The sequence below is a fragment of the Mesorhizobium sp. M4B.F.Ca.ET.058.02.1.1 genome (assembly GCF_003952505.1).
Classification (GTDB): domain Bacteria; phylum Pseudomonadota; class Alphaproteobacteria; order Rhizobiales; family Rhizobiaceae; genus Mesorhizobium.
In genome coordinates, this window is the sequence record NZ_CP034450.1 from 3,921,142 (window position 1) to 3,936,068 (window position 14,927).

General features: G+C 65.7%; 15 protein-coding genes. 11 read left to right on the forward strand and 4 right to left on the reverse strand.

Translation table 11 applies throughout. The annotated features are described in order from the left end of the window. Nucleotides 1–42: 42 nt before the first annotated feature. The 4 genes from pheS to EJ073_RS19175 are packed head-to-tail and all read left to right on the forward strand — an operon-like array spanning nucleotide 43 to nucleotide 4,595. The gene (pheS, locus tag EJ073_RS19160) at nucleotides 43–1,128 is read left to right on the forward strand and encodes a phenylalanine--tRNA ligase subunit alpha (RefSeq protein WP_126057139.1); all 1,086 of its coding nucleotides are present in this window, start codon (nucleotides 43–45) and stop codon (nucleotides 1,126–1,128) included. Next, entirely contained in the window at nucleotides 1,125–1,547 is a 423-nt protein-coding gene (locus tag EJ073_RS19165) for a GFA family protein (RefSeq protein ID WP_126057140.1), read from the forward strand. Before pheS ends, EJ073_RS19165 begins: the two co-directional genes overlap by 4 nt. Next, nucleotides 1,544–3,952 (forward strand): phenylalanine--tRNA ligase subunit beta, encoded by a 2,409-nt coding sequence (pheT, locus tag EJ073_RS19170; RefSeq protein WP_126057141.1) that lies wholly within the window; start codon nucleotides 1,544–1,546, stop codon nucleotides 3,950–3,952. The genes EJ073_RS19165 and pheT overlap by 4 nt, the downstream gene beginning before the upstream one ends. Before the next feature lie 40 nt (nucleotides 3,953–3,992). Further along, the gene (locus EJ073_RS19175) at nucleotides 3,993–4,595 is read left to right on the forward strand and encodes a nucleotidyltransferase family protein (RefSeq protein WP_126057142.1); all 603 of its coding nucleotides are present in this window, start codon (nucleotides 3,993–3,995) and stop codon (nucleotides 4,593–4,595) included. Nucleotides 4,596–4,832: 237 nt separating this feature from the next. Here the strand turns inward: EJ073_RS19175 and EJ073_RS19185 are convergent, their stop codons facing one another. Further along, entirely contained in the window at nucleotides 4,833–5,828 is a 996-nt protein-coding gene (locus EJ073_RS19185; RefSeq protein ID WP_126057143.1) for an aldo/keto reductase, read from the reverse strand. A 96-nt stretch (nucleotides 5,829–5,924) separates the two neighbouring features. On the opposite strand from EJ073_RS19185, the gene EJ073_RS19190 reads away from it, so the two are divergent. The 5 genes from EJ073_RS19190 to EJ073_RS19210 all read left to right on the forward strand — a co-directional run bounded on the left by EJ073_RS19190 (nucleotide 5,925) and on the right by EJ073_RS19210 (nucleotide 11,124). Next, nucleotides 5,925–6,815: a LysR family transcriptional regulator gene (locus EJ073_RS19190; protein ID WP_126057144.1), complete on the forward strand. Its 891-nt coding sequence runs from the start codon at nucleotides 5,925–5,927 to the stop codon at nucleotides 6,813–6,815. A 141-nt stretch (nucleotides 6,816–6,956) separates the two neighbouring features. Further along, complete coding sequence (locus tag EJ073_RS19195) at nucleotides 6,957–7,529, forward strand: cytochrome b (RefSeq protein WP_126057145.1); 573 nt, start codon at nucleotides 6,957–6,959, stop codon at nucleotides 7,527–7,529. A gap of 69 nt (nucleotides 7,530–7,598) precedes the next feature. Continuing rightward, nucleotides 7,599–8,174, forward strand: a complete 576-nt coding sequence (locus EJ073_RS19200; protein ID WP_126057146.1) for a YceI family protein — start codon at nucleotides 7,599–7,601, stop codon at nucleotides 8,172–8,174. 268 nt (nucleotides 8,175–8,442) lie between these two features. Beyond that, on the forward strand, nucleotides 8,443–9,429 hold the full coding sequence (locus EJ073_RS19205) for a Gfo/Idh/MocA family oxidoreductase (RefSeq protein WP_126057147.1): 987 nt from the start codon (nucleotides 8,443–8,445) through the stop codon (nucleotides 9,427–9,429). Between the two features lie 39 nt (nucleotides 9,430–9,468). Continuing rightward, complete coding sequence (locus EJ073_RS19210) at nucleotides 9,469–11,124, forward strand: FAD-binding dehydrogenase (RefSeq protein WP_126057148.1); 1,656 nt, start codon at nucleotides 9,469–9,471, stop codon at nucleotides 11,122–11,124. A 52-nt stretch (nucleotides 11,125–11,176) separates the two neighbouring features. Here the strand turns inward: EJ073_RS19210 and EJ073_RS19215 are convergent, their stop codons facing one another. Together EJ073_RS19215 and EJ073_RS19220 are read right to left on the reverse strand one after the other, a co-directional pair. Continuing rightward, the gene (locus EJ073_RS19215) at nucleotides 11,177–12,046 is read right to left on the reverse strand and encodes an alpha/beta hydrolase (RefSeq protein WP_126057149.1); all 870 of its coding nucleotides are present in this window, start codon (nucleotides 12,044–12,046) and stop codon (nucleotides 11,177–11,179) included. Between the two features lie 44 nt (nucleotides 12,047–12,090). Next, nucleotides 12,091–12,456 carry a VOC family protein gene (locus EJ073_RS19220; RefSeq protein WP_126057150.1) on the reverse strand — a complete coding sequence of 122 codons (366 nt, stop codon included), beginning with the start codon at nucleotides 12,454–12,456 and terminating at the stop codon, nucleotides 12,091–12,093. Nucleotides 12,457–12,600: 144 nt separating this feature from the next. On the opposite strand from EJ073_RS19220, the gene EJ073_RS19225 reads away from it, so the two are divergent. Continuing rightward, nucleotides 12,601–12,921, forward strand: coding sequence for a hypothetical protein (locus tag EJ073_RS19225; protein ID WP_245455288.1), 321 nt, complete (start codon nucleotides 12,601–12,603; stop codon nucleotides 12,919–12,921). A 56-nt stretch (nucleotides 12,922–12,977) separates the two neighbouring features. Further along, the gene (locus EJ073_RS19230) at nucleotides 12,978–13,865 is read left to right on the forward strand and encodes an RNA polymerase sigma factor (protein ID WP_126057151.1); all 888 of its coding nucleotides are present in this window, start codon (nucleotides 12,978–12,980) and stop codon (nucleotides 13,863–13,865) included. A gap of 164 nt (nucleotides 13,866–14,029) precedes the next feature. Here EJ073_RS19230 and EJ073_RS19235 read toward each other — a convergent pair whose 3' ends face one another. After that, entirely contained in the window at nucleotides 14,030–14,926 is an 897-nt protein-coding gene (locus EJ073_RS19235) for an NAD(+)/NADH kinase (protein WP_126057152.1), read from the reverse strand. Between the last annotated feature and the right edge of the window lies 1 nt (nucleotide 14,927).

Below are 14,927 nucleotides of genomic sequence, written 5' to 3' on the forward strand. Positions count from 1 at the left end.
GGGCTGGCGCGGGTTTTTCTTTGGCTCAATCAGGTCTGGAACATGAGTGACATGGAAACTCTCGAAAATTCCCTGATGGCCGACATTGCGTCGGCCGCCGACGAGCAGGCGATCGAGGCGGTGCGTGTCTCGGCGCTGGGCAAGAAGGGCTCGGTCTCCGAAATGCTGAAGACGCTTGGCGCGATGAGCGCCGAGGAGCGGCAGGTGAAAGGCCCGGCGATCAACGGGCTGAAGAACCGCGTCACCGAGGCGCTCACGGCGCGCAAGGCGGAACTGAAGGACGTGGCGATCGCTGCCCGGCTGGCCGCCGAGACAGTCGACGTGACGCTGCCGGTGCGCCAGTCGCCGGCCGAGCGCGGCCGCATCCATCCGATCAGCCAGGTCATCGACGAGATCGCGGCGATCTTCGGCGACCTCGGCTTCGCCATCGCCGAAGGTCCCGATGTCGAGACCGACTATTACAATTTCACCGCGCTGAACTTCCCGGAAGGCCATCCGGCGCGCGAGATGCACGACACCTTCTTCTTCCAGCCGGACGAGAAGGGCGAGCGCAAGCTGTTGCGCACGCACACCTCGCCGGTGCAGATCCGCACCATGGAGCGGCAGAAGCCGCCAATCCGCATCGTCATTCCCGGCAAGACCTACCGGCAGGATTCGGACGCCACGCACTCGCCGATGTTCCATCAGGTCGAGGGTTTGGTGATCGACAGATCAGCCAACGTCGCCAACATGAAGTGGGTGCTGGAGGAGTTCTGCAAGGCGTTCTTCGAGGTGCCTAACGTCAAGATGCGCTTCCGGCCGTCCTTCTTCCCGTTCACCGAGCCGAGCCTCGAGGTCGACATCCAGTGCGACCGTTCGCGGCCCGGCGAGGTGCGCTTCGGCGAAGGCTCCGACTGGATGGAGATACTGGGCTGCGGCATGGTGCATCCCAACGTGCTGCGCCATGGCGGACTCGATCCCAACGAATACCAGGGCTTTGCCTGGGGCTTGGGCATCGACCGCATCGCCATGCTGAAATACGGCATGCCGGACCTGCGCGCCTTCTTCGACGCCGATGTGCGCTGGCTGTCGCATTACGGCTTCCGGCCGCTCGACATGCCGACGCTGTTCGGAGGCCTCTCCGCATGACAGCGCCGCACACCGGCGGCTGCCGCTGCGGCGCGGTGCGGTTCGAGGCGTCAGCCGAGCCGCACCACATCAGCTATTGCCATTGCGGCGATTGCCGGCGGGCGAGCGGCGCGCCGGTGTCGGCCTTTGTCGGCTTCATGGCCGACCAGGTGGCGCTCGACGGCAAGGCGCTGAAGAAGTTCGAGAACGGCCCGGTGACGCGATCCTTCTGTGGCATTTGCGGCTCGCCAATCGCCTATGTGGACGGGCGGCTCAACGGCCACATCTATTTCACGCTCGGTGCCATGGACATGCCGGCCTATTTCAAGCCGACGCACCATGCCCATGTGCGCGAGCAGCTTCCCTTCCTGCACATGCCGGACGACTTGCCGAGACACCTGAAGACCAGCGTGCCCAGACCCAACGGAACACAGCTATGAAATTCACCCTCTCCTGGCTCAAGGACCATCTCGAGACCGACGCGTCGCTGACCGAGATCGTCGAACGGCTGACCGCGATCGGCCTCGAGGTCGAACATGTCGACGACAAGGCGGGCCTGAAGCCCTTCGTCATCGCTAAAGTGCTGACGGCAGTGCAGCATCCCGACGCCGACCGGCTGCGCGTGTTGACGGTCGACACCGGCGACGGCAAGCCGCCGGTGCAAGTGGTTTGCGGCGCGCCGAACGCCCGCGCCGGCCTGATCGGCGCCTTCGCCGCGCCCGGCACCTATGTTCCCGGCATCGACGTGACGCTCTCGGTCGGCAAGATCCGCGGCGTCGAGAGCCACGGCATGATGTGCTCCGAGCGCGAGCTGGAGATTTCCGACGAGCACAATGGCATCATCGACTTGCCGGCGGATGCGCCGCTCGGCACCAGCTTCGCCGCCTATGCCCATCTCGACGACCCGGTGATCGAGATCAATCTGACGCCGAACCGGCCGGATGCGACCAGCGTCTACGGCATCGCACGCGACCTCGCGGCGAGCGGGCTCGGCCGGCTCGTCGGCGGCGGGATCATGCCACATGCCGGTACCGGCATGTGTCCAGTCAAGGTCAAGATCGAGGCTCCGGAGCTCTGCCCCGGCTTCGCGCTCACGTTGGTCAGAGGCGTGAGGAACGGCCCGTCGCCAAAATGGCTGCAGCAGAGGCTGCTCGCCATCGGGCTTAGGCCCATCAGCGCTCTGGTCGACATCACCAACTACGTCACCTTCGACCGCGGCAGGCCGCTGCATGTGTTCGATGCCGCAAAGGTCGCCGGCAACTTGACCGTACGCCGGGCAAAGGACGGCGAACAGGTACTGGCGCTCGACGGCCGCGAATACACGCTGACGCCCGAGATGTGCGTGATCGCCGACGAGGACGGCGTCGAATCCATCGCCGGCATCATGGGCGGCGAGCATTCCGGCTGCGATGAGAACACCACCGACGTGCTGATCGAGTCGGCGCTTTGGGACCCGATTACCACGGCGCGCACCGGCCGCACGCTCGGCATCATCTCCGATGCGCGCTACCGCTTCGAACGCGGTGTCGACCCCGAATTCATGGTGCCAGGCCTCGAACTGGCGACAAAGCTGGTGCTCGACTTCTGCGGCGGTATGCCGACGGAGATCGAGGTTGCCGGCTATGCCGGCCACAGGGCGAAGGTGGTTTCCTTCCCGTTGTCGGAGGTCAGGCGGCTGACCGGCATCGAGGTGCCAAGAGAGGAAGCGCTCGCTATCCTGACCCGCCTGGGCTTCGAGCCGCGCAGTTCGGGCGACGACGTAGAGGTGAAGGTGCCGTCCTGGCGGCCGGATGTCGACGGCAAGGCCGACCTGGTCGAGGAGGTGATGCGCATCCACGGCGTCGACAACATCGCGCCGCAGCCGCTTGGCGCGCATGACGCGGTCAACGGCAGGATCCTGACGACACTGCAGATCCGCACCCGCGCGGCGAAGCGAGCGCTGGCCGTGCGCGGCATGATGGAGGCCGTGACCTGGTCCTTCATTCCGGCAAAGCATGCCGAGCTGTTCGGCGGCGGCCAGACGGCGCTGAAGCTCGCCAACCCGATCGCCGCCGACATGTCGGACATGCGGCCTTCGCTGCTGCCTGGGCTCATTTCGGCGGCACAACGCAATGCCGACCGGGGCATCGGCGACGTGGCGCTGTTCGAAGTCTCCGGCACCTATGAAGGCGATTTGCCCGACCAGCAGCGGCGCGTCGCCGCCGGCGTGCGGCGCGGCACGGCCAAACTCGACGGCTCCGGCCGCAGCTGGGCCGGCAATTCCGGGCCAGTCGGCGTGTTCGACGCCAAGGCGGACGCGATCGCCGCGCTCGAAGCCTGCGGCGCGCCGGTCGACCGGCTGCAGATCGAGCCCGGCGGCCCGGCCTGGTACCACCCCGGCCGCTCCGGCACGATCAAGCTCGGGCCGAAGACGGTGCTCGGCACGTTCGGCGAGTTCCATCCGAAGACGCTGGAAGCGCTCGATGTCTCCGGGCCGCTCTGCGGCTTCGAGGTATATGTCGATGCGGTGCCGGAGCCAAAAGCCAAGCCGACACGGACCAAGCCGAAGCTGGAGCTCTCCGCCTTCCAGGCGGTGAAGCGCGATTTCGCCTTCGTCGTCGACAGGACGGTCGAGGCCGGCACGCTGGTGCGCGCCGCACTCGCTGCCGACAAGAAGCTGGTCACCGGCGTCTCGGTCTTCGACATCTTCGAGGGCGCGTCACTGGGCGCGGCCAAGAAGTCGATCGCCATCGAGGTGTCGATCCAGCCGCTCGAGAAGACGCTGACCGACGAGGATTTCGAGGCGCTGGCCAAACGCATCGTCGAGAACGTCAACAAGCAGACGGGCGGCGTGCTGAGGACTTGAGGGGATTGCCGTCAGATGGCGAATCGTCCTCCAAAGGGCGATGGACCATCTGCGCTATTCCGGCCTTCCTTTTGAAGAACAGCGCGCGGCGTTCCTCGGCATCATCGCGACCGACCCGCTCATTGGCGAAACACTGGCGCGGGTGCGTGATCTCGCGCTGCCGGACTGGCTGATGGTGTCGGGCGCGCTCTACAACAGCGTCTGGAACCATCTGACCGGCAAGCCGCCGGGCTACGGCATCAAGGATGTCGACCTGTTCTATTTCGACGATGCCGACCTTTCCTACGAGGCCGAGGATGCGGTGATCCGCCGGGCGGCGCTGCACTTCGCAGGGCTGGCGCTGCCGGTCGAGGTGCGCAACCAGGCGCGGGTGCATCTGTGGTATCCGGAGAAGTTCGGGCAGGAATGCCCGCGCTATGCGAGCGCAAGCGAGTCCGTCAGCTATTTTGCTTCGAAGACGCACGCGGTTGGAGTGCGGTACGATGCACAGGGGCGCCTCGATCTTGTGGCGCCGTTCGGGCTCGACGATATTTTTTCCTTCCGCATCACGCCTAATCGGGCGCTGGACAATCAGCGGACGCATGAGGTGAAGGGGGCGCGGGCGCGGGAGTATTGGCCGGAGATTCGTATGGTGGCCTGGTAAGATAGGTGTGTGCGAGGCGCCCCCCTCTGCCCTGCCGGGCATCTCCCCCACAAGGGGGAGATCAGCAGCTTTGACGCCGCGCCTTTCCTTCAAACGTTCGTAATTGGCGAAAGCGGCGGTGACAGCCAATCTCCCCCTTGAGGGGGAGATGTCCGGCAGGACAGAGGGGGTGCCTCGCACCAGCACCTCAACAAAAGGGGCGCCGAAGCGTCCCTTTCCATTCAGCATTCTGCGTACTCACCCATTCACCAGCGCCATCAGCTCCTCGGTATAGCGCTTGCCGACCACCTTATCCGGCGACAGCGCGTCGCCGATGGCAGCCACCTCCGCAGCACTCAATTCGACCCCGGCTGCTGCCGTGTTCTGCTCCAGATGGCGGATTTTCCGCGCGCCGGGGATCGGCACGATGAAATCGCCCTGGTGCAGCACCCAGGCGAGCGCCAGTTGTGCCGATGTCACGCCCTTCTCCGCCGCCATCTTTTCCAGTGTGGCAACAACCTTGGCGTTGGCTGCCATGGCTTCGGCCTGGAAGCGCGGCAGGCCGAGGCGCCAGTCGCCGGCGCCGAGGACATCGGGCTTGGCGATCGTGCCGGTGAGCAGGCCGCGTCCCAGCGGGCTGTAGGGCACAAAGCCGATGCCGAGCTCGCGGCAGACGGCGAACACCTCATCCTCGGGGTCGCGGCTCCACAGCGAATATTCGCTCTGCACCGCCGATATCGGGTGCACGGCATGCGCCCGGCGGATGGTCGTCGCACTCGCCTCCGAGAGGCCGAGGGCGCGGACCTTGCCCTCGCGCACCAGCTCGGCCATGGCGCCGACTGTGTCCTCGATCGGCACGTTGGGGTCGACACGGTGCTGGTAATAGAGGTCGATCACATCGGTATTCAAGCGCTTGAGCGAGGCCTCGGCCACTGCCTTGACATGTTGGGGGCGGCTGTCGACGCCGGCCATGCGGTCGGTGCCGCTGCCCTCCTCCAGGATCTTGAAGCCGAATTTGGTGGCGATCGTCACCTTGTCACGCACCGGCTTCAACGCCTTGCCGAGCAGGATCTCGTTCTCGTAGGGGCCATAGACCTCGGCCGTGTCGAAGAAGGTGACGCCGATCTCGATGGCGCGGCGCAGCGTGGCGATCGCCTCGGCTTCCGGCTGGCCGCCATAGCCGAAGCTCATGCCCATGCAGCCGAGGCCGACGGGGAAGACTTCGAGTTCAGTTCCAAGCTTGCGGGTTTGCATGGCGCATCTCCTTGTTGCGATGGGGGAGAAATAGTGCCTTGCACGCCGTTCGATAATCATGTCTCTTTCGCACAACTTGTTCCAAAAGATAGATCAATGAACCGAACGAACCTTTCCCAGCTCGCGGTGCTCGCCACGGTCGCCCAATGCGCCAGCTTCCGCGGCGCCGCGCGCGAGCTCGGCATTGCGCCGTCGGCAGTCAGCCACGCGGTGTCGAGCCTGGAGGCCCGGCTCGGCGTGCGGCTCCTGGCCCGCAGCACGCGCAGCGTGGCGCCGACAGAGGAGGGCGCGCAGTTGCTCGAACGGCTGCGGCCAGCATTGTCCGAGATCGACCTTGCGCTGGAGACGGCGGTAGAGGCGCGCGACCGACCGGCCGGCAACCTGCGGCTGACCGTGCCGCGCACGGCAGCGCACCTGACGCTGACGCCGAGGCTCGGCGCCTTCGCCGTCGCCTATCCCGACATCGTGCTGGAAATTGTCATCGAGGACCGCTTCACCGATGTCGTCGAGGGCGGCTTCGACGCCGGCGTCAGGCTCGGCGAGAGCCTGCAGCGCGACATGATCGCGGTGCGCATCGGCCCGGATCTTCGCGGTGCCGTGGTCGGCGCGCCGTCCTATTTCGCGACCAGCCCCAAGCCGAGCCACCCGCGCGAGCTTGCCGACCACCGCTGCATCCGCTTCCGCTTTTCCAGCGGCATCCTCTATCGCTGGGAGTTCGAGAAGGACGGCGAGGAGATCGAGATCGCTGCGCAAGGGCCGCTAATCCTCGACGAGGACCATCTGATCGCCCAGGCGGCGGTCGGCGGCGCCGGGCTCGCCTTCGTCTTCGAGGACTATGTCCGCACCCCGCTCGCAACCGGCAGGCTGATCCGCGTGCTGGATGACTGGTGCCCATCCTTCGACGGCTTCTTCGTCTATTATCCGAGCCGTCGGCAGATGCGGCCGGCGCTCAGGGCTTTCGTGGATTTCTTCAAGGTGAGCGGGTAGGCGCGCTGCAGGCCCGCGGCGAAACCATCGCTCCAAGGTTGGTCGCCAACCTTATTGGCCGCCGCCGGCGCCCGGAATTGTGTGGAGAGTGGGGCATAGGGTAGCCTGGAAGAAAGCTGACCTCAGCGGCGTTTTTCGGCCATGGAATCGTCAATCACCAACACCTCCACCCGCTACGGCTGGGCAACGATCATCCTGCACTGGCTGATCGGGTTGATCTTCATCGGCCAGTTCGTGCTCGGCTTCGCGATGATGCGGATCGAAAGCCAGCGCACCGCCTTCGAGCTGATCCAGCTGCACAAATCCTTCGGCTTCCTGCTGCTTGGCTTGATCATCCTGCGCGTCGCGTGGCGGCTCGGCAATGCGGTGCCACCCTTGCCGTCATCGGTCGGCACCCTGGAGCGGCGGGCAGCACCACTCGCGCATATTCTGCTCTATGCCTTCCAGATCGCGCTGCCTCTGTCCGGCTGGGCGCTGGTGTCGGTCTCGACGCTGGAAATCCCCAGCATGCCATTCAATCTGTTCGTGATGCCCAACCTGCCGCTGGCCGTATCCGACGCGGCGGAGAGCTTCTGGACGGCGGCGCACTGGTATCTTGCCTATGCCGGCATCGCGCTTGTCGCGCTGCACATACTGGCGGCATTGCGCCACCATTTCTGGCTGCGCGATAGCGTGCTTGCGCGCATGATCACGCCTTCGTCAGGTGAGGAATAGAACGGCATCGTCATTCGTTGGTGAGGCGAGAAGGCAGCAATGCGCTGCCTCAGCAAAAGGACCATCCCCATGCATGCGCGGATCCTCGGATACGCGGCCGTTGCTGCTTGCCTTGCCATGCCTGTTTACGCGGCAGTGGCGCTCAGCGACGCCGCCGGCAGCTACACGATCAGCCCGGCCGCATCGAGCATCCGTTTCACCATCGGCAAGGCCGGCGGCGGCGGGTTCGACGGCGCCTTCGCCCGCTTCAAGGGCAGCATCCGCATCGATGACGCCAATGTCGAACGCTCGCAGGTCAACCTCACCATCTATCCCGAGAGCGTCGGCACCGGCCAGAACCGCATCGATGCCTTCCTGCGCTCCGACGCGGTGTTCGACAGCGCCAACAGCCCGGAAATCCAGTTCCGCTCGACCAGCGTGACCCGTACCGGCGACACGACGGCCTTGGTCACCGGCCGGCTGACGGCGCGCGGCAAGACGTTTCCGGAAAAATTCACCGCCGAGCTCAGCAGCCTCAAGGCCGGCACGATCAAATTCCACGTCACCGGCAGGGTGCTGAGGTCGCGCTACGGCATGGATGTCGGCACGCCGATCTATTCCAACGTCGTCAACTTCGACATGACGCTGACGGGCAAGAGGGGCTAGTTCCAAGCTCGCCCCCCTCGGGTTCGTCATCCCAGGGCGAAGCAAGGAGCGAAGCGACGCGCGCAGACCCGGGGATCCATTCCGTGATGCTAAGGCGTTGCAACGGTTACAGAATTCTGCACCGTTGCACCTTACGTCACAGGTCACGGAATGGATCCTCGGGTCAAGCCCGAGGATGACGAAGACGCTTTGTGACCCGCGTCTGCGATTGGCTTTTCCCCTGAATTGGGGCACACCTCCATGATGCAATTCGACATGGAGAAGCGTGATGTTCCGATGGGGTGTTCTGTCGACGGCCAAGATCGGCCGCGAGCAGCTGTTGCCGGCGATCGTCGAGGCGGAGAACGGCGTCCTGTCGGCGATCGCCAGCCGCGATCTGGCGAAAGCCCGGGCGCTCGCCGACCGTTTCGGCGCGCCGCATGCTTTCGGCTCCTATGAGGAACTGCTCGCGTCGAAGGACATCGACGGCGTCTACATCCCGCTGCCGACCTCGCAGCATGTCGCATGGACGGCGAAGGCGATCGTAGCGGGAAAACATGTGCTGGTCGAGAAGCCGCTGGCGCTCGACGCCAAGGACATCGCGCCGCTGATCCAACTGCGCGATGAGAAGAAAGTGCTGGTGTGCGAGGCCTTCATGGTCATCTACCACCCGCAATGGATCAAGGTGCGCGACCTCATCGCCAGCGGCGCCATCGGCCGGCTGCGCCATGTGCAGGGCGCGTTCTCCTATTACAATGTCGACCCCAAGAACATGCGCAACCAGCTCGACCTCGGCGGCGGCGCGCTGCCCGACATCGGCGTCTACCCGACGGTGTCGACACGCTTTTCGACCGGCAAGGAGCCGCAGCGCGTGCAGGCGACGATCGAGCGCGACAAGACCTTCGGCACCGACATCTATTCCTCGATCCGCGCCGATTTCGGCGACTTCGAACTGTCCTTCTACCTGTCGACGCAGATGGCGGCGCGGCAGGTGATGGTGTTCCACGGCGAGAAGGGTTTCATCGAGGTGTTCTCGCCGTTCAATGCCGGGCTCTACGACCACCATCGGGTCGAGTTGCACAACCAGAACCACACCGAGGCGCAGGTGTTCCGCTTCCCCGGCACGCAGCAGTACCGGCTGGAGGTCGAGACCTTCGCCAGGGCGGCGCAGGGCGGCAAGGAGCGCGTCTTCACGCTGGAGGAATCGGTGCTCAACCAGAAGGTCATCGATGCCATCTTCCGCGCCGGCGGCAAGGACGGCTGGGAAGCCGTCTGACCTCTGCATTAAGAAAGCCGGCTAATCCTGGGAGGAGAAATGGCTGACGCGGACGTGATCATTGTCGGCGCGGGGCTGGCCGGCCTCGTCGCCGCGGCCGAGCTGGCCGAGGCCGGCAAGAAGATCATCATCGTCGACCAGGAACCGGAGCAGTCGCTGGGCGGCCAGGCCTTCTGGTCGTTCGGCGGTTTGTTTCTGGTCGATTCGCCGGAGCAGCGGCGCATGCGCATCCGCGATTCGCACGATCTCGCGCTGGAAGACTGGATGGGCACCGCGGCTTTCGACCGCGCGGAAGATTTCTGGCCGCGCAAATGGGCCGAGGCCTATGTCGGCTTTGCCGCCGGCGAAAAGCGTTCCTGGCTGATCGAACGCGGGCTGAAATTCTTTCCCGTCGTCGGCTGGGCGGAACGCGGCGGCGGCAATGCCATCGGCCACGGCAATTCGGTGCCGCGCTTCCACGTCACCTGGGGCACCGGCCCCGGCGTACTCGAACCTTTTGTCCTGCGTGTGCGGGAAGCGGAGAAACGCGGGCTGGTCCAGTTCAAATTCCGCCATCGTGTCAATGAGCTGACGCGAACGGGCACGACCGTCGATGGCGTGCGCGGCGACATCCTCGAGCCAAGCAGCGTCGAGCGCGGCCGCAAGAGCGCGCGCGACATCGCCGGCGATTTCGAACTGCACGCGCAAGCGGTGATCGTCGCCTCCGGAGGCATCGGCGCCAATCACGAGCTGGTGCGCAAGAACTGGCCGCATCGGCTGGGTACCGCGCCCAAGCGGATGATCACCGGCGTGCCCGACCATGTCGATGGCCGCATGCTGGCGATCACGGAGGCGGCCGGCGGCTCGATCATCAACCGCGACCGCATGTGGCACTATGTCGAGGGCATCAGGAACTGGGCGCCGATCTGGACCGACCACGCGATCCGCATCCTGCCCGGCCCGTCGTCGCTGTGGCTCGACGCGCGCGGCAAGCGCCTGCCGGTGCCGCTCTATCCGGGCTTCGACACGCTGGGCACGCTCAGCCACATTATGCGCACCGGCTTCGACTATTCCTGGTTCATCCTGACGAAGAAAATCATCCAGAAGGAGTTCGCGCTGTCCGGCTCCGAGCAGAACCCGGACCTGACGGGCAAGAGCTGGCGCCAGGTGCTGGGCCGCGCGACGTCAGGCATTCCCGGCCCGGTCAAAGCCTTCATGGAGAAGGGCGAGGATTTCATCGTCGAGGCCGACCTTTCGACGCTGGTCAAGCGCATGAATGCGCTGGCTGGCGGCGAGCCGCTGCTCGATGTCGCCGAGGTCGAGCGCGAAATCCGCGCCCGCGACCGGCAGCTCGACAATCCGTTCTCGAAAGACATGCAAATCACGGCACTGCGCGGCGCCCGCGCCTATATCGGCGACAAGCTGATCCGCACCACCAAGCCGCACAAGATGCTCGATCCGGCGAACGGCCCGCTGATCGCGGTGCGGCTCAACATCCTCACCCGCAAGACGCTGGGCGGCCTGCAGACCGATCTGGACAGCCGCGTGCTCGATGCCGGGGGCCAGCCGGTCCCCGGCCTCTATGCGGTCGGCGAAGCCGCCGGCTTCGGCGGCGGCGGCGTGCATGGCTATGCCGCGCTGGAAGGCACATTTCTCGGCGGCTGCATCTTCTCCGGCCGCAGCGCCGGGCGGGCGGCGGCCAAGGCGGTCGCCTGAGGGAAGACCGGCCCCCGCAGGCGCGGACGCCGTACCAGGGTCAACCTGCGGACTAGGCTCCTACGCCGCCGAGCGCCAGATGCAAGGTCTCAGCGAAGCGATCGGGATAGTGCCCAAAACCCATATGGTCGCCGGGAAAGGCGGCGCGCTTGACACCGAGCCTGTCGGCCAGCGCCTTGCCCATGCCGTCGATCGGCTGGCCGACGGACTCTTCGCCGATACCGACTACGACAGCGGCGCCACGCAGCGCCTCGACGTCGGGACGGTACAGCGAGAGCGGCATGACGCCATGCGCCAGCCAGTATTCGAAATTGCTGCTGACGCGCGCAAAAGTCTCGGCCTCTTCGGGTGTCGGTTCAAACGGCGGCGGCGCATCCTGGGTCTCAGCATCGTTCGGCCCTGCTTCACCTTGATCCGGCCCTTCGGACAGGCCGTTCTCGCTGAAGAATTTCCGCATCGCCGCCCCGACGCCTTGGCTGCGATAGGTATCGTGCAGGTCGCGCATGCCGGCCAACGCATGCGACGGGTCGTCAAGCAACATCATGCTGGGCGGTTCGTGCGCCACCAGCGCCCGCACTTGGCCAGGATGGCGGGCGGCGAGATTGAGCCCGATCTGGGCGCCGCCGCTGGTACCGAACACATAGGCAGGCCCGGCGCCGAGCGCCTCGATCAGCCGCGCGGCATCGTCGCCATGGACATCGAGGTTCTGTTCCTCAGGCTGCTCGTCGAAGGTGCTGCGCGAATTGCCGCGCGGGTCGTAGGCGACCACCGTGTATCGGTCGGCGAGACGGCCAGCCAACCCGGCGAAAACACCGGCGTCCTGCGGTCCGCCGGGGATGATCAGCAGCACGGGGCCGGAGCCGGGCGTCTCGTAATACAGGCTGGCGCCCGGCACTTTCAGCGTCGACGATTGGAGGGTCATTCCATCTCTCCCGTTGCTTCTCAAGATTCGGTCTGGCGCGCCGGTCATTTGCCGGCGACAACCATGCGGTTGCCCTCGCTGTCGCGGAACTCGGCAACGGTGCGGCCAGGCTGCCACGGAGCTTCCTGAGGCTCGGTGATGATTTCGACGTCGCGCGCCCTCAACGCGGCGATTGTCGTTTCGACATCGCCATCGACCAGAACCAGCACTGGTTCGACCCCCGGCGCCTCATCGGCGCGTCTGATAAAATGCAGGTTGGTGACGGCGTCGGGAAATGCCAGCTCGATCCAGCGCCAGCCGCCGTCGCCCATCGGTTGGTCGGCTGCCACCTGGCAGGCGAAATGGTCGGTGTAGAACGCCTTGGCGCGGTCCTGATCGAATACCGGAAGTTCGGCAAACTGGATATGCATGATGTCTCTCCTCATCGCGGAGGCCGCCGCGCGGCCTCGACGGATGAAGGACGACGCAGATGCGCAAAAAGATTCGGAAACCCTGAGAATCTTTTCGATGCTGCGGAACGTCTTCTGTGTGCAAACCCAGAAAAGGAGATGACAATGGGCTACAGTCTCATCCGCTACGGCGTGAAGGATGAAAGCATCGCCGAAAACCGTATGCTGGTTGCAAAGGTGTTCGAGGCGCTCGACGAAACGAAGCCGCTATCCGTGCGCTACCTCGTTCTGGAGCTGGAGAATGGCGAGTTCGTGCATCTTGTCGGGTATGACAAGGACAGCGCCGCCCTGACCGGGCTCGACTCCTTCAAGACTTTCGGCGCCGACCACGCCGAGCGGCGGTCCGGCCCTCTCGCCAGATCGGCGGCAAAAATCGTCGGCAACTATCGTATGCTGGACAATGCCGTTGAGGCCATGCCGGCCTGACCTCAGTGCCGGCGCGGCCTTGGCGCCGTGCCGCAGCCTGCTCGGGAATGAACGCAATGATGTCATCGAAATTCGACCGGGCGGCGCTGGACGCGATGCTGCCCGGCCTGCGTCCGAAGCTGCACCGCTACGCAGCCCGCATGGCCGGCTCCGTCATCGACGGCGAGGACATCGTGCAGGAGACGGTGCTGAAGGCGCTGCAGGCGATCGACGGCAACGCCGCAGTCGACCGTCCGGAGCAATGGCTGTTTCGCATCGCCCACAATGCGGCGCAGGACCATCTGCGCCGCCGCCAGCGGGAGCGTTCCCGCTTAAGCGAGGCCGATATGACCGGAGTGGAAGACCTCTCCGCCAGCGCGGAGGCGAGGCTTGCGGCTGCCACCAGCCTGCGCACTTTCATGCAGCTCACTCTGCCGCAGCGCAGCGCCGTTATCCTGGTCGACGTGCTCGGCCTCAGCCTTTCCGAAACCTGCGAAGCGACGGGCGCGACGCTGGCCGCCACCAAGGCGGCGCTGCATCGCGGGCGGGCCGAGTTGAGGGCGTTGGCAGCAGCGCCGGAAGAAGCCGTCATGCCGGCGCTCGATGCCGACGACGAGCGGCGACTGCGCCACTACGTCGACCTGTTCAACGCGCGCGACTTCGACGCCGTCAGGGCGCTGATCGCCGAGGATATCCAGCTCGAAGTCGTCAACCGCACGCGTCTCAGAGGCAAGAAGCAAGCCTCGACCTATTTCGGCAATTACGACCGCGTCAGCGATTGGGTGCTCTCGCTCGGTTTTGTCGACGGCCGGCCGGCGATCCTGATCCGCGATCCGCGGACTCCGGACGGCGCGGTCCGCGGCTTCATGCTGGTCGAGTGGCGCGGCGAAGAGGTCGCGGCTATCCGCGATTTCCGCTACGCGCCCTACTGCCTGGCGGATGCGGATATCCGTCTGATCGACTGAACGGAAGCGAGGCGCCATCACTGCCCGAACAGGTCGGTGGGCATGCCGGATCGGGCCACTAGGCCGTACCGGGAAGGCAACGCAGGCGGGGCGGCCCCTAGGCCGTCCCGTCGAACTGGCTGGCTCCGACGCGGCGGCATCCACCTCGCGCCGACACCCGTCGGTCACTGATCGACGACCAGCCGTAGCGCCCGCGATGCCGGCTGCAGCTGGACCTGCCTGCCCCAGTCGAAGGCGATGAAATCCTGCTCGATGCCGTCGGCGAAGATGACGCCGCCGTCGTTCATCCGCGATGTGATCAGAAGCGGGTTCTCGGTGATCTTGCCGGCACGCAAATTGGTGGTCGTGGCGACGCTCGGAAACGGCTCGCGCACCCAGAAGCCCACCGCGTGCTCTTCGCGGCCGAGCGACAGGTCGAGATGCGTCGCTTCCATGATCGAGCGCGCCCAGCCTGTCGCGCCGGTGCCGGAGGCGACGATGAGGCCGCTGGAGGAATGGTTTTCCGCCTCGCCCCCGGCCTCGATCCGGTAACGGGCCGACTGGTGGCTACGGTGGCCTACGAAGATCTCGTTGAGCGCGAGGAGCGTTTCGCCTCCGTCGAGCTCGGCCTGAACCATGGTTCGCGCTTCGATGCCGACATTGCCGGCTATGCTGGCGGCGAGCAGCTTGCCCAGCCGGCCGACGCCGATGCGCACCAGCACACCGTCATAGAGATCCGGCGCCGGATTGACGCCGAGCACGGGCTGGCCGTCGAGGTACTTGGCGACATTGGCGACCAGCCCATCCTGTCCCACCGGCACGACAACGTCGTCGGCCGCGAACAGGAAACGGTCGAGGTGGGCGCGCTTGACCAAGGTCTGGCGCCAATCCGCCGGCACCGAGGCCCGTGCCGCGCCCAGCACGGCATGGAAGTTGTCGTGCCGGACCTCGACATCCTCGAGACGCTGGCCGCGCGTCTGCAGGAAGAAGCGTGCCTGGTCGCGCGTCGCGTGGCGCGCGACCAGAAGCTCGTAGTCGGTCTCTCGCGTCACGAAGACCGCGCGGGGTCGGTTCGCCGCCATG